Below are 16599 nucleotides of genomic sequence, written 5' to 3'. Positions count from 1 at the left end.
GAAATTGCCGTCCGCAACGTTTGACGCGCTGCCGACAAGACGTGTAGAGGCTCCACCCCATCGTTCTGTTGGGTGACTGACATTCATTGGTGCACGGACCCGCTCGGTGCGTGGTGCGTGGTCGGCGGGAGAAAGCGGATGCGTCGGACCTGGGCTGATGTAGGTCTGTCCCTGACGGGATTGCTGGGGCTTTTGCTCGCGGTGGGGGTGGCCCTGCCCACGAGTGCCTTGGGCGCCGAACACGTCACCGTCCTCCAGCATGACGGCACGCCCTACGGAACGGACCCCGCGGCACGGACCCGCGTGGCGAAGAAGTTCTACGAGACGCACGGTGATGCATATGACTTCCTGGTGGTCCTGCCCACGTTCAACGTGGACCTGGGCCAGGAAGCGGCCGCGGGGCTCCACCACCTCGTTCGCAACACCATCCAGGGAATTGGCTTTCCGGCCAATGACCTGGGCGTGCAGTACGGCAGTGCCGCGCGGCTGAAGGGCTTCGTGGACGTTCGCGCCCTGAGCCCGGACACGCAGGGCACCACCGTGGAGTCGGCCGCGGCCATCGTGGCCCATGAGGTCGCCCATCAGTGGAGCGGACGGGTTGCCTATCTCGACCCGGTGACGAAGGCGCGAAAGACAGACCTGGTGGGCCGCGATGGCGCCCACTGGAGCTTCTTCCTCGACTCGGACGCCTCTGTTCTCTATGGCAGTGATTGGACGCAGTTCGCGGCGGGCACCTTCTCCTCGGCGCACTCGCGGCTTCGCTATTCGAGCCTGGACCTGTACCTCATGGGCCTGCTGGGCCCGGACGAGGTGGGCCCGCTGACCCTGCTCACTCCCGGGCCCCAGGTGCCGTACCAGGCGGTGGACCTCCCCCCGGCGGACGGCACCCGCATCGACGCCACCGCGCGGACCCTCTCCATCGCGGACGTGGTGGCGGCCGAGGGCGCGCGCGTGCCGGCCATGGCGCAATCCCAGAAGTCCTTCCGCGCGGCGTTCATCATCCTGACGCCGCCGGGGCAGGAGGCGACGCCGGCACAGGTGGCCTTCGTGGATGCCCTGCGCCGCTCGCTCGGCAACAGCTTCTTCTTCCTCACCCGGGGGCGCGGCCTGCTCGAGACGGAGCTGGTGGAGCTGCCCCCGTCGCCGGGTGCCGAGGAGCCCGACCTCGCGCAAGGGCTCGCCTACCTGCTGGCACGGCAGACGCCGGAGGGCTTCTGGGCGGACGGCGGGGGAACGCGCTGGCGGGAGACGCAGGTGGCGCTGGAGGCGCTGGCGGTCAGCGGCCTCGCGCCGGACGTGACAGCCGCGTCCGGGCGGGGTGGGGACTTCCTCGCGGCGACCGCGGGCGTGGGCGTGGATGAGGCCTCGCGCCGGGTGCTCGGGCTCGTGGCGGCCCGGCAGTCCCCGCAGTCCATCCAGGGGGCGCTGTCCACTCTCGAGGGGCAGCTCAGCGCGTGGACGAACGGAGGCGTGGGGCTGTCGCGGGGCTACACGCCCACCCTCATCGACACCGTGCTGGCGGCCCGCGCCCTGGACGCCGCGGGCGCGACGGGCGCCCGGCTGCAGGCGCTGACGGACTTCCTGCTGGCTCGGCAGTCCGCGGACGGAAGCTGGCCGCTGCTGCCGGGCGGGCCCGGGTATGTCGAGTCGACGGCCCTTGTCATGAACCTGCTGGCGCGGCTTCCGAGGACGCCGGCCTCCTACGCCGCAGCCGGGAAGGCCTGGTCCTTCCTGGTGAGCCGCCGCCACGCGGGCCATCTCTATGGTGACGAGCGCCCCTCCGCGGCCGCCACGGCCCAGGCGCTCCTGGCCCTGAGGGCCTGGTCGTATCTGTCTTCGGCGGAGCAGGCCGCGACGGCCGGCGCGCTCCTGGCGCAGCAGCGGGATGACGGCAGCTGGGAGTCCTCCGTCCATGCCACGGCCTGGGCCATCCAGGCGGTGCGGCTGGCGCTGACGCCCAACCTGTCGCTGGCCCCCCTGGACGTCGCGCTCTCCGTGTCGACGGTGGTGGAGGGCGAGGGCGTCCTCGCGACGGTGTCCGTGCACAACTTCGGAGGCGGCAGGGCGGAGGGCGTGCAGGTGCGCGCCTTCGACGCGAATGGCACGCCGCTGGGGGCGGCCCAGACAGTCTCGGGCATCGACGCGGGGGCCACGGCCACCGTGGTGCTCTCCCTCGACACCACGGGGCACGCGGGGACCACCCAGGTCTTCGTCGTGGTCGACGCGCCCCAGGTCGTCGATGAGACCCGGGAGGATGACAACCGGGTGGCGGTGCCGCTGACGGTCGAGCCGCCGCCGGCCCTGCCGGACCTGACGGTGGCCGCGGGCAGCCTCACCACGACGCCGGGGAGCATCGGCCACCTGCCGGCCACGCTGACGGCGAGTGCCACCCTGGCCAACCTGGGCCTGACGGACGCGGGCCTGGTGCAGGTGTCCCTGCGCGTCCAGGGCGTCCCCGTGGCGACGACGACGGTGTCCCTGGCCGGGCGCACCTCAATCCCTGTCACGCTGACTGGCAATGTCACCAGCGCTCCAGCCGCGGTGTCCGTCTCGCTGGTCGTGGACCCGGGCAACCTGGTCGCGGAGGCGAACGAGGGGAACAACACGGGCGCGGTGCAGGTGCCTGTCACGCCCGCCATCGACGTGGGCGTGGCCAACCTGACTGTCACTCCCTCCCAGACGCAGCAGGGGCAGGACGTGACGGTGTCCTTCCGCGTGGTGAATGCCGGCACGGTGGACGCGGCCGGGACGACGGCGCACATCACCATCGAATCCTCCGGCGGCGCGACGCTCGCCACGCTGCCGTCTCAGTCCTTCACCGTCCCGGCGGGAGGCTCCGTGCAGCGCGACGTGCCGTGGCGCGCCAACGTCGCGGGCAGCCTCGTCGCGAAGGTGTCTGCCTTCTCGGGACAGCCTGTTCCGGCGGACGGCAACTCGGCGGACAACACCGCGACCGCGGGCTTCACCGTCGAGCCGTCCACGCTGGCCAACCTCGACATCCCGGCGGGGGGGCTCGCCCTGTCGCCGCAGCGGCCGCTACAGGGCGCGCAGGCCACTGCCTCCGTGGTGGTGCGCAATGGTGGTGCCTCGGCCGCGGGGCCCTTCTTCGTGGACTTCCACCTGGTGACCGCGGGAGGCACCGACGTGGTGTTCGCCCACCGGGAGGTGACGTCGGTGGCCGCGGGGGGAAGCACCACGGTGTCCGCGCCTTTCACCGTGGAAGGCGCGACCCAGACGAGCGTCCGGGTGGAACTGGACACGGAACAGCAGGTCCAGGAAATCGACGAGACGGACAACCTCGCGGTGGTGTCCTTCCAGCCGGTGTCCCTGGCGGACCTGGTGGTGGCCAGCGCGGACCTCCAGCCGGAGCCGGCCTTCCCTCGCGCGGGCATGGACGTGCCGGTGACGGTGTCCGTGCTCAACAGCGGTGGGCAGGATGCGCTGGGCGCGGTGGTGGAGCTGTACCTGGGGGAGCCGGGGAGCGGCATGCTCCTCGGCAGCCAGACCCTGACGCTGGTGCCGGCGGGGGAGCGCGCGGAGGCCCTCATCCCGTGGAGCACCGCGGGGCTCACCGGGGAGCAGCGCCTGGTCGCGGTGGTCAACGCGTCGCACGCCGTCACCGAGAGCCGGTACGACAACAACCGCGCGGAGCGGAAGGTCCGGGTGCAGGACTCTGCGCTTGCCCTCTCCCAGCCCTTCTTCTCCCCCAATGGGGACGGGGTGAAGGACGCCACCGAGGTGAGCTACCGGCTGGCGTCGGCCTCCGCGGTGGACGTGGAGGTCCGGAACGCTGCGGGGACGCTCATCCGGACGCTGACGGCCGAGTCCACGACGTCGGGCAGTGTCACCTGGGACGGGCGGGACGCGCAGGGGCGCCTGGCGGGGGACGGGGCGTACCAACTGGCGGTCCATGCGAGCACGTCCGGAGCAAAGACAGACATCGGGACGTTGGTGGCCGTCGTCGACAACAACCGCTCCCGCATGGAAGAGGCACCCGGGCCGCAGTGGTTGCTCGAGGAGTCGCTGGAGCCGCCGGCCAGCTCGGGGGTGACGCGGCGGGGGCGTCTGGCGTTGGCGTCCGATGATTCAGGGGCGTATTTCGTCGGCCAGCGCCAGTCTGGCTCGGTCCAGATGTGCAGCATCTATTTCCAGCCCATCGAGGGTGGGAATCCGAAGCGCCTGCAGCCCGAGTGGGATTGCGACATCCGGCGCATCTACGACGTCTCCTTGTCTCCAGATGGGAAGACGCTCGTCTTCCCCATCTATATGCGTTACACCCACTGCGGCTTTTCAATCCAGAGCTGCGGTCACCTTGGCCTGTATGACCTTGTCACGCAGGAGGTGCGGACCCTTGCCCATACCGAGCTCAAGAGGGATGTGTCGGATCTCTACCCAGCCTTCAGCCCTGACAGCCAACAGGTGCTCTTCAGCTCTTGGGTCAGTGCCAGCAATGCCTACGGCATCACCCTGGAGGTCGTCGACAGGAGCGGTGCCAACCGGAGGACCCTGAAGGGGCCGGGGGTGTTCAACCGTGACGAAAACCTGCGGGAAGGTGCATTCTCACCCGACGGGCAGATGGTTTCGTTCTACCTGAATGACAACTTCTTCTATCCCTACACCTATCGCAGACAGGGAGTCTTCACCGTGGGGATTGAAGGCGGGACACCCCAACAGGTGGGGCCGCTCAACTTTCCCTTCTATTATGAGGTAGACATAGCGACGTACGGCAGGCGGCACCTCTGGTCGCCGGGCTCCGAGATCATCTCCGGCTCGGGTGATGAGCTCTTCGCCATCACCCCGCTGACAGGGGCCCGGCGAACTGTCTTCAAGCTTCCGCTTGAAGACTGGGACCGGCGCATCTTCACCCGGCAGATCTATTCCCTGTCCCTGGATGCGCTCCAGCAGTCGCTCTACTTCACCTACAGCCAGGGCTCGAACGCGGGGCTCCCCTGGGAGATCTGGTCGGTGCCGCTGGAGGGCGGCGAGGGACACCCGTTCTACACCGCGCCCATCGGGGCAGGGGTGGAGCGCATGCAGATTTCCCCCCGAGGTGGCTTCCTCGAAGTGCAGCTGAATCCCGGCGGCCTCCGCGCGGTCTCCTCGCTGGAGAACCTGGGGCTGCGCCTGATGGCCACGCGCAAGGCGGGTGCGCCCTTCCTCACCCTGCACGGGACGGCGACGGACAAGAACTTCGAGTCCTATGCCATCTCCGTCCGCTCGCTGCCCTCGGGGACGCCGACCGTCATCGCCCGCGGCGACCGGCCGGTGGTGAACGGGACGCTGGCGGAGTGGGCTCCCTCCGCACCGGGCATGTACGAGGTCACCCTCACGGCGAAGGACAAGGCGGGCAACGTGCGCTTCCGCCGGACGATGGCGTCGTGGAGCAGCACGCCGTCGCTGGCGAACCTCTGGCGCGAGCCCGAGTTCCTCTCGCCCAACGGCGACGGGGTGCAGGACGTTTCGGAGCTGCGCTACACCAACACCTTGCCGCTGACGACGCAGTTCGAGTTCGTCTCCACGGCAGGCACCGTCGTTCGCCACGTCTCGGTGACCCACCCGCAGGCGGGTGATCAGACCTTCACCTGGGATGGCAGGGACGACCAGGGTGTGCCAGTCCCTGACGGCGTCTACACGGCCCGGACGGAAGGTGCCTCGCTGCGCTTCGTCGTGGATGCCACCCCGCCCGCGCTGACGCTGAAGTTCTCGAAGACGCTTCCTCCCGACCAGGACCCGTCGGTGGATGCCCTGTTCAGCCGTTCCTTCACGTCGGCCATGGTCCATCCGGAGGGCTTCCCGGTGTCGGTGCCCGCCGTCTATGTAGACACGAGCTGGCGGGCCCAGGACGCCAACCTGGTCGGGTGGGCGCTGGAGCAGCGGGCGCCGTCGAGCGTGAACGACTACGCCACGGTGATGGAAGGCGAGGCCGTGCAGGCGGAGGCGAAGGTGCTGGCGCACCCCCTGCGGTTGCACTCGCTGCTCGGACGGGCGCTGCGGCTGAGGGCCTGGGACAGGGCCGGCAACGCGCAGGCGACCTCCCCGCTGGCCGCCCCCGAGCGCATGTTCGTCACGGCCCTGGGCGAGGCCTCGCGGGTGGGCCCCGAGCATGGCTACCTCATGCTCGACGGCCGTCAGGTGCCGCGCATCGACAACCTGACCTCGCTCGTGGATGCCTTCGGAAATCCGCGCGTCTTCGCCTTCGAACCCCAGCACTACGCCTTCGCCCTCGATCACTCGTCGGACGCGCCGCTCGTCAGCTTCGCGGTCCAGTACACGCGACGGGGGACGGGGCAGACCGTCCTCGACACGCAGAACGTCAACGCGATGGGAGAGGCCGTGGTGCTCTGGGACGCTCGCGCCATTCCCCCCGGGGCCTACGACGTGGAGGTCGTCGCCACCGCCGCGGACGGGCAGGAGTTCCGCGCGAAGGTGTCGTTCGAGGCGCGGCTCTCGGAGCTGACGCTGTGCACGGCTCCGTCGGGAAGTGGCGAGTCCTCCAAGATGGTGCTCAAGGTGTTGCCGAGCGCCGCCTTCGCCCTCGAGCCGGGGGCCGCGGTGGACTTCATCGCCCCCTCGGCCCAGCAGCCGGAGCGGACCTACCCGCTCGAGGCGGCGACGCTCCAGGTGCAGCCGGATGGGACGGCGACGCTGGAGGCCAGCCTCGATACCTCCAGCCTCACGGGCTGCAACTACCGCGCGACCTTCCGGGGCCGCACCATCCTGGGGCAGAAGCTGGATACGGGCGTGGACGTCAACCTCTGCGGGGCCTTCCTCACGGGCTCCACGGTGACGGGCGCCGGGGCGACGCTGAGACTCGCCGAGACCTTCCGCAGGCCCGTCTCCTCCATGGAGGTCTTCGTCAAGGGCGGCGGCGCGGCGACGTGGAGCCGCGTGGGCACCCTGGGCGCCTTCAATGGGACGGCCCCTGCCCTGAACGCGACGGCGGATGCCTCGTGGGCCTGCAGCGAGCAGAAGGTGCGGGTGGTGACGCGCTTCGCCGACGGCAGCCCGCCCGTGGACTCGCAAGCGTACGCGGCCAGCACCTGCGCGGCGTCCGCCGGATTCAAGATGCCCTGCACCCGGGTGAAGGTGGAGTCCGTGGCGCGCGTGGAAGGCCGGGCGCCCGCCTGTACGCCGCAGGAGGCCACCTTCTCCGTGGCCATCAGCGCGACGGCGGAAGCCGGGGCCCAGGTGAGAGAGCTGGCCGCCTGGGTGCGGCCTCATGCCTCCTCCTCGGTGACGCCGGTGATGCTGGAGCCCTTCACCCCGGGAACCCGCGTCGAGACGAATGGCACCTTCTCGTCCGCGGGCCTTCCCGCCGGCCGCTACCTCGTGTCCGCTCAGGCCACGGACAGCCTGGGCATGACCGCGACGGACATGCTGGATGCCGTCACGGCGGCGGTGGACCGCCAGGCCCCCACCACCCTCATCCAGGTCCCGGCCTCGCAGGGGGTGGTGTGCCCGGTGAGCACCCGGGACGCCCAGGGACGCGTGCGCACGTCCCTCGAGGTGCGAGGCACCGTCTCGGACAACCTCCTCGAGGGCTACGCGGTCCTCCTGGGGGAGGCGGGCCAGCCCCTGGAGCAGCAGACGAGCACGTTCTACGCCACCGCGCAGGCGCGCACGGTAACGGGCCTGCTCGCGCAGGTGGATGCCAGCCGCCTGACCTCGGGCGACTACGAGATGCGGCTCAGCGCCTGGGATGCGAGCGGTGGGAGCTACTGCTCGCCCATCACCACCTTCCGCTACATGGCGGGCGTGGACATCTCCCACTTCTCGGCGGCGGCGGACCTCGTCGCGCCGGACCAGGGCGGCACCACGCTGCACGCCTCGCTGTCGGAAGATGCGACGGCGACGCTCACGCTGGCGCCGCTGTCTGGCAATGTCGAGGGCCCTTCCCTGGGAATGCTCTACCAGGGCTCCCTCGTGGCGGGTGCCAACACCATCACCTGGGACGGGCTGGGCCCGGCGGGCAGCGCCCTGGCGGATGGGGATTACGTGCTCCGCCTGACGGCGAAGAACGTGTGTGACACGGAGGTCAGCCGGACCACGCGGGTGCGGGTGGACGCCCAGGCGCCAGTGGCGCGCATCGACTCGCCGTCTGGCGGCACTGTCCAGGGCACCGTGACGGTGCGCGGCGAGGCCCGCGACACCAACTTCCTCGACTACCAGCTCTCGGTGGGGGAGGGGACGCAGCCTGTCAGCTTCACGCAGGTGCAGGCCGCGTCCGCCCCGGTCACGGGCGTGCTGGGCACGGTGGACACCGCGCGGCTGTCACCGGGGCCGCACACCCTGAGGCTGGTGGTGCGGGACACGGCGGGACACACCGCCACGGCCCTGCTGACGGTGGACGTGGCGGCCCGGGGCGTGCTGGGCGGGTTCTCGCTCGCGCGAAGCCTGCTGTCGCCGAACGGAGATGGCATCCACGACGCCACGGAGGCGCGCTTCCGCCTGCTGACCGCGGGCTCGGTGCGCGTGGAGTTGATGGATGCCGGGGGACAGGTGGTGGGCGTCCCCCTTGCCTCCACGTCGCTGGGCGTGGGTGAGCACACCGCGCCGCTGGACGTGGGGCTCCTGCAGCCGCTCGTGGACGCCACGTACCGCGTGCGCGTGGTGTCCACCGCCGGGACGACGACGGAAGAGGCCGAGGCCTCCCTCACGCTCGACAGGGAGTTGCCGGAGGTGGCCGTCAGCGCGCCGCTGTCAGGGGCCTTCGTCCGCGCGAACGGGGACGTCGTGGGCCGCATCGGCGACGACCATCTGGAGACGTGGACGCTGCGGCATACGACTCCCGCCGGCACCACAAGCGTCCTCGCGTCCGGGGCGGCTCCGGTGGACGGGAAGCTCGCCTCGCTCGGGGCCATGGAGGAGGGCGCGCACACGGTGACGGTCATCGCCACGGACGGGGCGGGCAACGCCCGCGAGCAGGTCATCCCGTTCTCGGTGGACACGACGTCGCCCAGGGTCGCCTTCGCCGCGCCGCTGGACGGAGCGGCCCTTACCGGCCTCAAGGGCCTGGTGCCTGTCACCGCCACGCTGGAGGAGCCGCACCCGCGGCGCATCACCCTGGAGCTGCTGCGCGGAGAGGGCGCGGCGCCGGAGCTGCTGGCCTCCTGGCCGGAGCTTCCTGGCGACGGCATCGTCCTGCGCTGGGACGCGGCCCAGGAAGACGATGGGGACGTCACCCTCCGGCTGAGCGCGGAGGACCGGGCGGGCAACACCTCCGAGAGCCGCATCGCCCTCACCCTCGACAGCACGCCCCCCGAGGCCCACATCGCCTCGCCGCGGGACGGTGTGCTGCCGGTGGCGGGCACGGTGACGGGCACGGCCACGGATGACCGTTTCGCGGAGTACCGCCTGGAGCTGTCCGATGGCCCGCCCCAGACGGCCGCCCGGTTCGTGACGCTGATGAAGGGGACGTCGCAAGTGGTCGCGGGCACCCTGGCCACCCTCGCGTCGACCCCTGTGGATGGCGACTACACGCTGCGACTGACGGCGAAGGACCAGGCCGGCAACGAGCAGGTGGACGTGGCGGGCTTCTTCGTGGACGCCGCGCCGCCCTCCGCGCCCACCGGCCTCGTGGCCCAGCTGCGCCGGCCTGATGGCGTCACGCTGACGTGGACGGCCAGCGGCGACGCGGACGTGGTGGGCTACCGGGTGCTGCGGGCGCTCGGCGCAGGGCCTCTGGCGCCCATGGGCACGGGCCTTGTGACAGGCACGACGTTCCTGGATGACGGTCTGGCGGCCTCCGTGTACCGCTACGCGGTGGTGGCGGTGGACAGGGCGCAGCTGCAGAGCCCTCCCTCTCCGGAAGCCACGGTGGACCTGGAGCCGCCCGAGGTCTCCCTCGACTCGCCCGTGAGCGGGGCGGTGGTCTCCGGTCAGGTGCAGGTGAAGGGCAAGGCGTTCGGCCGGGAGGACTTCCGCGAGTACCGCCTCTCCGTGGGTGCGGGGGCGCTTCCCTCCTCATTCTCCCTGCTGTCGCGCGGCACGGCTCCCACGCAGGGCGATGTGCTGGGCACATGGGACACGAGCACGGCGCCGCAGGGCTCGCAGCAGACGCTGCGGCTGGAGGCGGAGGACGCCTCTGGCAACGTGGCCGAGACCCGCGTGGTGGTGCAGGTGGACAACACACCGCCAGCCGCGCCGGTGCTGGTCTCCGCGACAGCCAGCGGCTCCACGGTGGACGTGCGCTGGTCGGCCAATTCCGATACGGACCTGGCGGGCTACCTGCTGCTGGCCGATGGCGCTCCGGCCAACGCGCCCGCCGGTGCCTCGCCGGGCAACTTCCTGGACTACCTGCTCCCCGCCGGGACGACGCAGTACCTCGACACGGGCCTGCCGGATGGGACCCTGGCGTACCAGCTCTATGCTGTGGATGGGGCCGGCAACCTGAGCGCTCCCTCCCAGGTGAAGACCGCCATCGTGGAGACGCGGGCGCCGAAGGCGGTGCTCGTCACGCCCCTCCAGTTCGCCCGCCTGACGGGGCCGGTGACGCTGTCCGCCGACGCCCCGGACCAGGATGTGGCCCAGGTCCAGTTCGAGGCACGCGCCATCGGGCAGGGGGGCTTCCTGCCCCTCGGGCCCGCGGCGACGAGCGCGCCGTACGCCTCGGCGCTGGACCCCGCGCAGTTCGCCTCGCCGGTGCTGGAACTGCGCGCCGTGGCCACCGACACCCGCGGGAACGTGGACACGGCGCCGGACACCCGCATCGTCTCCGTGGCGCCCGACCTGGTGCCGCCCGCGGTCACCACGCTCGTGAATGGAAGCGCGGTGGCGCTCTCCTGGGCGGACAGCAATCCGCAGGCGCACCTGCTGGGCTTCGACGTGCGGCGCGGAGGCACCTCGGTGCTGCCCGCGCCGCAGCGCCCCGCTGCCGTGGCCTCGGCCAGCAGCAGCGCCAATGGCAACACGCCGGACCAGGGGTACGACGATGACAGCAACACCGTCTGGGAGTCTGGCCCGGGGCTGCCCCAGACCTGGGAGATGGCGTTCAACACGCCAGTCCCCCTGGAGTCGCTCCACGCCGATGTGCAGTACAACTCCACGGTGCAGGTGTCCGTGAAGGTGCAGGGGACATGGATCCCCGTGCGCAAGCTGGTCCAGACTTCCTGGGGCACTTCGGTCACCCTGCCCCGGGTGTGGGGCGTCGAGGGCGTGCGCCTTCAGTTCCTCGAGGGCTCCACCAGTGGAGTGTGGCTGAGGGACGTGTCGCTGACCCTCGCGCGGATGACGACCTCCACCTCACTGTCCGAGGTCGACCTCCCCGAGGGCTTCCACGACTACCAGGTGGTGGCGATGGGGACCTGGGGGCAGCGGGCGGAAGCCACGGCCCAGGCCCGCGTGTACCGTCCGGACTTGTATTGGCCGGACGAGTCGCTGGTCGGGACTCCGACCCTGCGGCTGGCCGGCTCCGGCGTGCCCGCGGGCGCCACTGTCGAGCTCCTGCGCGTGGGGACTCTCGTCGCCCAGGCCCAGGCGGACGCCGATGGAGCGTTCGAGGCGGAAGTGCCGCTGGTCCTCGGGGACAACGAAGTCTCCGCCGTGGCGCTGGACGCCGCGGGCAACAGGAGCATGGCGTCGTATCCGGTGACAATCACCCGGGTGGCGCCGCCCTCCGCCGTCGTGACGCTGCTGCCGGCCGAGGTGTCGGGCCTGGACGTGGCCCTGGCCTTCACCGTCTCCGGTGACACCGCGGACGTCGCGCGGTTCGAGGTGTGGCGGGCCTCGGGTTCCTCCGCCGCCGTGAAGGTGGGAAGCGTGGCGCAGGCCGCGCGGGCGTACACCGACCCGGGAGTTCGCAACGGCACGTACACGTACACCGTGGTGGCGGTGAACCAGGGCGGCTTCCAGGGGACGCCCTCCAACGCGGTGATTGCCACGGTGGACGTGCCGGCGCTGGCGCCGCCCGAGGGGCTCGTGGTGTCCGCGCCCCCGTCCGGAGGGACGCTGGTGTTGACGTGGACGCACTCCGCGGGAGGCGCGGCGGGCTTCCTCGTGGAACGCGCTCCGGCGGAGCAGGGGCCGTTCACGTCCGTCACGGTGACGGGGGCCACCCCCGGCACGACCTTCACGGACCGGCGCCTGGTGGATGGCACGCGGTACTACTACCGGGTGCTCGCGGTGGATGGGGCGGGCAACGCCAGCCCACCGTCCGCCGTGGCCTCGGGCGTCCCGGGCGACACGCAGGCGCCCGCGGCGCCACGGCTGACCTATCCCACGGTGCCGGGCACCCCCATCGTCCTCTCCGACTTCGTCACGGAGGTGGCGGGCACCACGGAGCCGCTGGCTCGCGTGGACCTGTACCGCAATGGGCGCTGGGTGGACAGCACGCGGTCCGGGCCCCTCGCGGTCCAGTCCGAGCGTGTGTATCTGAAGCTGCCGCGCCGGGCCGTCCCGTCCATCTCTCCCGACGGCCGGAAGGTGGCCTACGTCTACCAGGGCGCCACCTCGGCGCGAGGCCTGGCCGTGGAGGACCTGGCGACGCAGACGGTGGTGCAGGCGGAGCTCGCGGGCGTGAGCTTCCAGGGCACGCCCATCTTCTCACCGGATGGCACGCGGCTGGCCGCCGAAGGCACCTCCTCGGGGAAGACCCACGTCTACCTCATGGACGTCGCCAGCGGTGCCATTCAGCCGCTGCTTGCGGCACCCACGGGGCAGGAGCTCGCGCCCTCCTGGGCACCTGACGCGTCCCGGGTGGCGGTGCAGTACCGCGACACCGCCGGCATCGACACCCTCCGGGTGGTGGAAGTGGCCACGGGCGTGGAGCAGACACTGCCCCAGGATTCGGGCATGAATGCCCGGGCACCGATGTGGCTCAAGGATGGACGGCACCTCGTCGCCATCCTCGTGGACGGCGGCGGGCTGTACCGTCTGCGTCGCTTCGACACGCAGGGCGACACCCACGTCGACCTCTTCACCTCCTTGGAGATTCGACTGCCGCTGGCCCTCGCGCCCTCTGGCAACGAGATGGCCCTCGTCTCCCGCGTTGGTTCCGGCAGCTCCCAGACGGCGCTGTACCTCGTGCACATGTGGGGTGGGAGCACGTCGGGGCGGCAGTTGCCCGGTGCGTCCTACCCGGAGTCGCCGGTGTACACCTCCGACGGCGACTTCATCCTCTACACGCAGAGTGGCTATGCATACCGCTACGAGGTCTCCAAAGGCATCAGGGAGAGCCTGGGCTACCTGGGGGAGCGCCTGCTGAGCGGGGCGAGTGGCCGGCTGCTCTCGTACGCCAGCGCCACCGGTTCCTGGGTGTCGACCGTGGAGCTGGCGGGGAGCTTCACCTTCTCCGGAGTCGAGCTCGCGCCGGGCGACAACTTCTTCACCGCCGTGGCCGAGGACGCCTCGGGAGGCAAGAGCGACTCCTCGCTCCCCATCGAAGTGCGGTTCGAGCCGACTTCCGTGGCGGACCTCTCCGTGTCCGCCATCCTCCAGCCCGGCCTGCCCATGGCGACAGACGCCACCCACGCGGTCATCACCGTGTCCAATACCGGCACGGCGGCGGCGAGCGCTCCCCAGGTGGCGGTGACGGTGGTGACGGAGAACGGCGCTCTGCGGCCGGCCCCTGTCGTCCGGCTGGGGCAGGCCTTGGCCCCCGGGGCTTCGGCCTTGCTCCTCGTCCCCATCGACGTGAGCGGCCTGTCGGGGCCCCAGCAACTGAGCGTCGTGGTGGACCCGGCGCATGAGGTGGTGGAGCTCGAGCGCGCAAACAACGAGCTGCTCAAGTCCTTCACCGTCGCGGCGAGCACGCAGCCGCTTGTGTCGGTGGCACTCGACGCGTCCTCAGTGCCAGTGAATGGCCAGCGCACCGCGACGGTAACGGTGGCCAACCCTGGCGCTCCGCTCTTCGGCGAGGTGCACGTGGACCTGGTGGGGGCGGACGGTAGCGTCGTCCTCCCCCTGGGCTCCGCCGAGTTCCTCACGCCGCTTCCCAGTGGTGAGGAGCGAAGCTTCACCCGTACGGTCTCCGTGGGGACGCTGCTGGCGGGCACCTACGAGGTCCGCGCCACGTTGTGGCGGGATGGGGCGGCGGGGGTGATGGGCCAGGCGCCCCTCTCCGTCCTGCCCGAGCGCACCGCCACCATTGCCGTGAGCACGTCGCGCGCGCGCTATCTCCTGGGCGAGCTGGCCGAGGTGAGCACGGTGGTGACGAGCACCTCGCGCAACAGCTTCCTGGAAGGCGCCGAGAGCGTCGTGACGCTGCGGAATGCGGGGGGCGTCGTCGTCGCCTCGCGGAGCATGCCGCTGCCCATGCTGCTGGCGGGACGGCGCGAGACGCAGCTCACCGCGTTCGAAACGGCTGCGCTCATACCGGGCCAGTACCAGGTGACGGGCGAGGTGAAGCTGGGCACCCAGGTGTTGGCCGAAGCGCAGGCCCTGTTCTCCGTGGAGGGACGGCCGGTGCTCTCAGGCCTCGTGTCCCTCTCCGGGACGACGGGCACGCCGCCCGTCGTCCGGGCGGGACAGCCGATGACGGCCGAGGTCCTGCTGGAGAACCGCGGCACGGCGCCGGAACCCGAAGCCGTGGTGAGCCTGGTGCTCACGCGTCCCGACGGCACGCACGTCACCGCGGCCACCTGGCCTCTCTCCGCGCTCGCGCAGGGGACGCCGTGGACGCGGCAGCACGCCTTCTCCACCGAGGGCTGGCCGGCGGGCAGCCATGGTCTGACGCTGCTGGTGGAGCGTCCGGCCGGAGCGCCTGAAGTCCTGGCCCGCCTCAACTTCCAGGTGACGGACGGGCGGGCTCCGCGGCTGGCGCTCGTCAACCTCACCGAGGGCATGTTCGTCCGGGACGTGGTGAGTGCCCGGGTGCGTGCCTTCGACGACGCCTCGGGCGTGGCCGCGCTCCGGGTGGACGTGGACGGAGCGGCGACGGTCGCCGCGGCCCCCGTATCCGGCAACGCGCTGGACGGCGTCTGGGGCGCCAGCGTGGCGCTCACGACGGAGGGGCCCCACACCCTGGTGTTCAGCGCGGCGGACCTCGCGGGCAACGACGGTCGCGTCCTGGCCTCGCTCGACAACCCGGTGAGTGTCACGGTCATCCGGGACACGCAGCCGCCCGTGCTGACGGTGACCGGGGTGCCTGGCGAGGTGCCGGTGCACGGGCCGGTGGTGCCGGTGTTCTCGGCGCAGGACCTGCACCTCTCCACGGTGACGGCCACGCTGAATGGCCAGCCCTTCGCCTCGGGGACCTCCGTGACGACGGACGGCGTCTACGAGCTGCACGTGGTGGCCACCGACAAGGCGGGCAACACGGACCCGGTGGTGAAGCGCTTCACCGTCGACACCCTGTCGCCGCGCATCGTGCTCGGCGGCGTGGCGGACGGGGCCTTCGTCAATCAGGACGTGACGCCCACGGTGGCCGTGACGGACCTTCACCTGGAAACCGCCGCGCCCACGGTGACGCTGAACGGGCAGCCCTTCACCTCCGGCACCATCGTCTCCGCCGAGGCGGACTACACGCTGCTCGCGCGGGCCCGGGACGTCGCCGGTCACGAGACAGAAGCGAGCCTCACCTTCACCCTCGACAAGACGCCGCCTGACATCCAGGTGACGGGCGTGTCCAACGGGGCGGCGGGTGGCTCGTTCACCATCCACTTCGCGGCCACGGACCTCCACCTGGCGGCCGACACCCTCCAGGCCACCCTGGACGGCGCGGCCTTCTCCAGCGGGGCCACCGTGGACGAGGAAGGCTCGCATGAGCTGCGCGTGAGCGTCTCCGACAAGGCAGGGAACACGCGCGTCGAGGTGGTGTCCTTCACCATCGTCACCGGCGACCCGCTGATGCCGCCCTTCCGTTACGCGGTGTGCTCCATCCAGGACACCCTGGTGTACGGCACCGCGCAGGTGGTGGGCCCCTCACCGGGCGACAAGGCCTCCATCGCGGCGGGTTCGCTCGCGTACGTCGGCAATTTCGCCGTCGTATCGGGAGACATCGTCAGCTCCGACACCACCGCCGTGGTGGAGAACGCCACGCTGGCGGGCTCGATGTACTACGGCATCATCTACGGCATTGGCGACTACGCCACCGTGCTGGGAAGCGCCCATCAGGTCACCCCCGTTCCCACCCCGTGCGACTGCGGCTACGACGTCTACGCGAACCTGGCACTGGCGAGCGCTACGAATGACAACACACGTCTGGCCTCGCTGCCCGGCAGCGGCACCTGGTGGGTGGGCGGCGCGCTCGAGCTGAACGGTCACCACGTCGTGCTGCCCTCGGGCCGCTACCACGTGGAAAGCCTCCACCTCACCGGCGGCGCGACGCTTTCGGCCGAGTCCGGTGCGCGCGTGCTGCTCTTCGTGGACAGGGACGTGGTGGTGGAAGACGGCTCCACGCTCGGCGCGAGCCCCAGCGCGGCCCACCCCATGGTGGTCGTGTCGGGTGCCCACAAGTTCGAGGGAGAGATTGCGCGGCTGGAGAACGCCGCGGACGCCTCCCTCATGATGTACGTGCCGGAGGCGGACCTGAAGCTGTCTGGCGGCACGACGATTTACGGCGCTCTGTTCGCCAAGTCGGTGGAGCTCGGGGGCACGCAGCGGGTGGTGTTGAAGCCCGGCCCCCAGGTCTCTCCGCCTCCTCTCTACTGCGAGTAGCCACGA

1 protein-coding gene is annotated in these 16599 nt (G+C 71.1%); it reads left to right on the top strand.

From position 1 onward, the window contains the following. Nucleotides 1-138 precede the first annotated feature (138 nt). Nucleotides 139-16593, top strand: a complete 16455-nt coding sequence (locus ACX9TP_RS29535) for a CARDB domain-containing protein (protein WP_482973974.1) — start codon at nucleotides 139-141, stop codon at nucleotides 16591-16593. The last annotated feature ends 6 nt before the right edge of the window (nucleotides 16594-16599 follow it).

This window comes from Pyxidicoccus sp. M15 (assembly GCF_056858435.1).
The sequence above is the reverse complement of the archived record's forward strand: the minus strand, read 5'-3'. Positions and strand labels throughout refer to the sequence as shown.

Excerpts from the sequence above, each read along its gene's own strand:
- ACX9TP_RS29535 (WP_482973974.1), top strand. The coding sequence starts at position 139 with ATGCGTCGGACCTGGGCTGATGTAGGTCTGTCCCTGACGGGATTGCTG.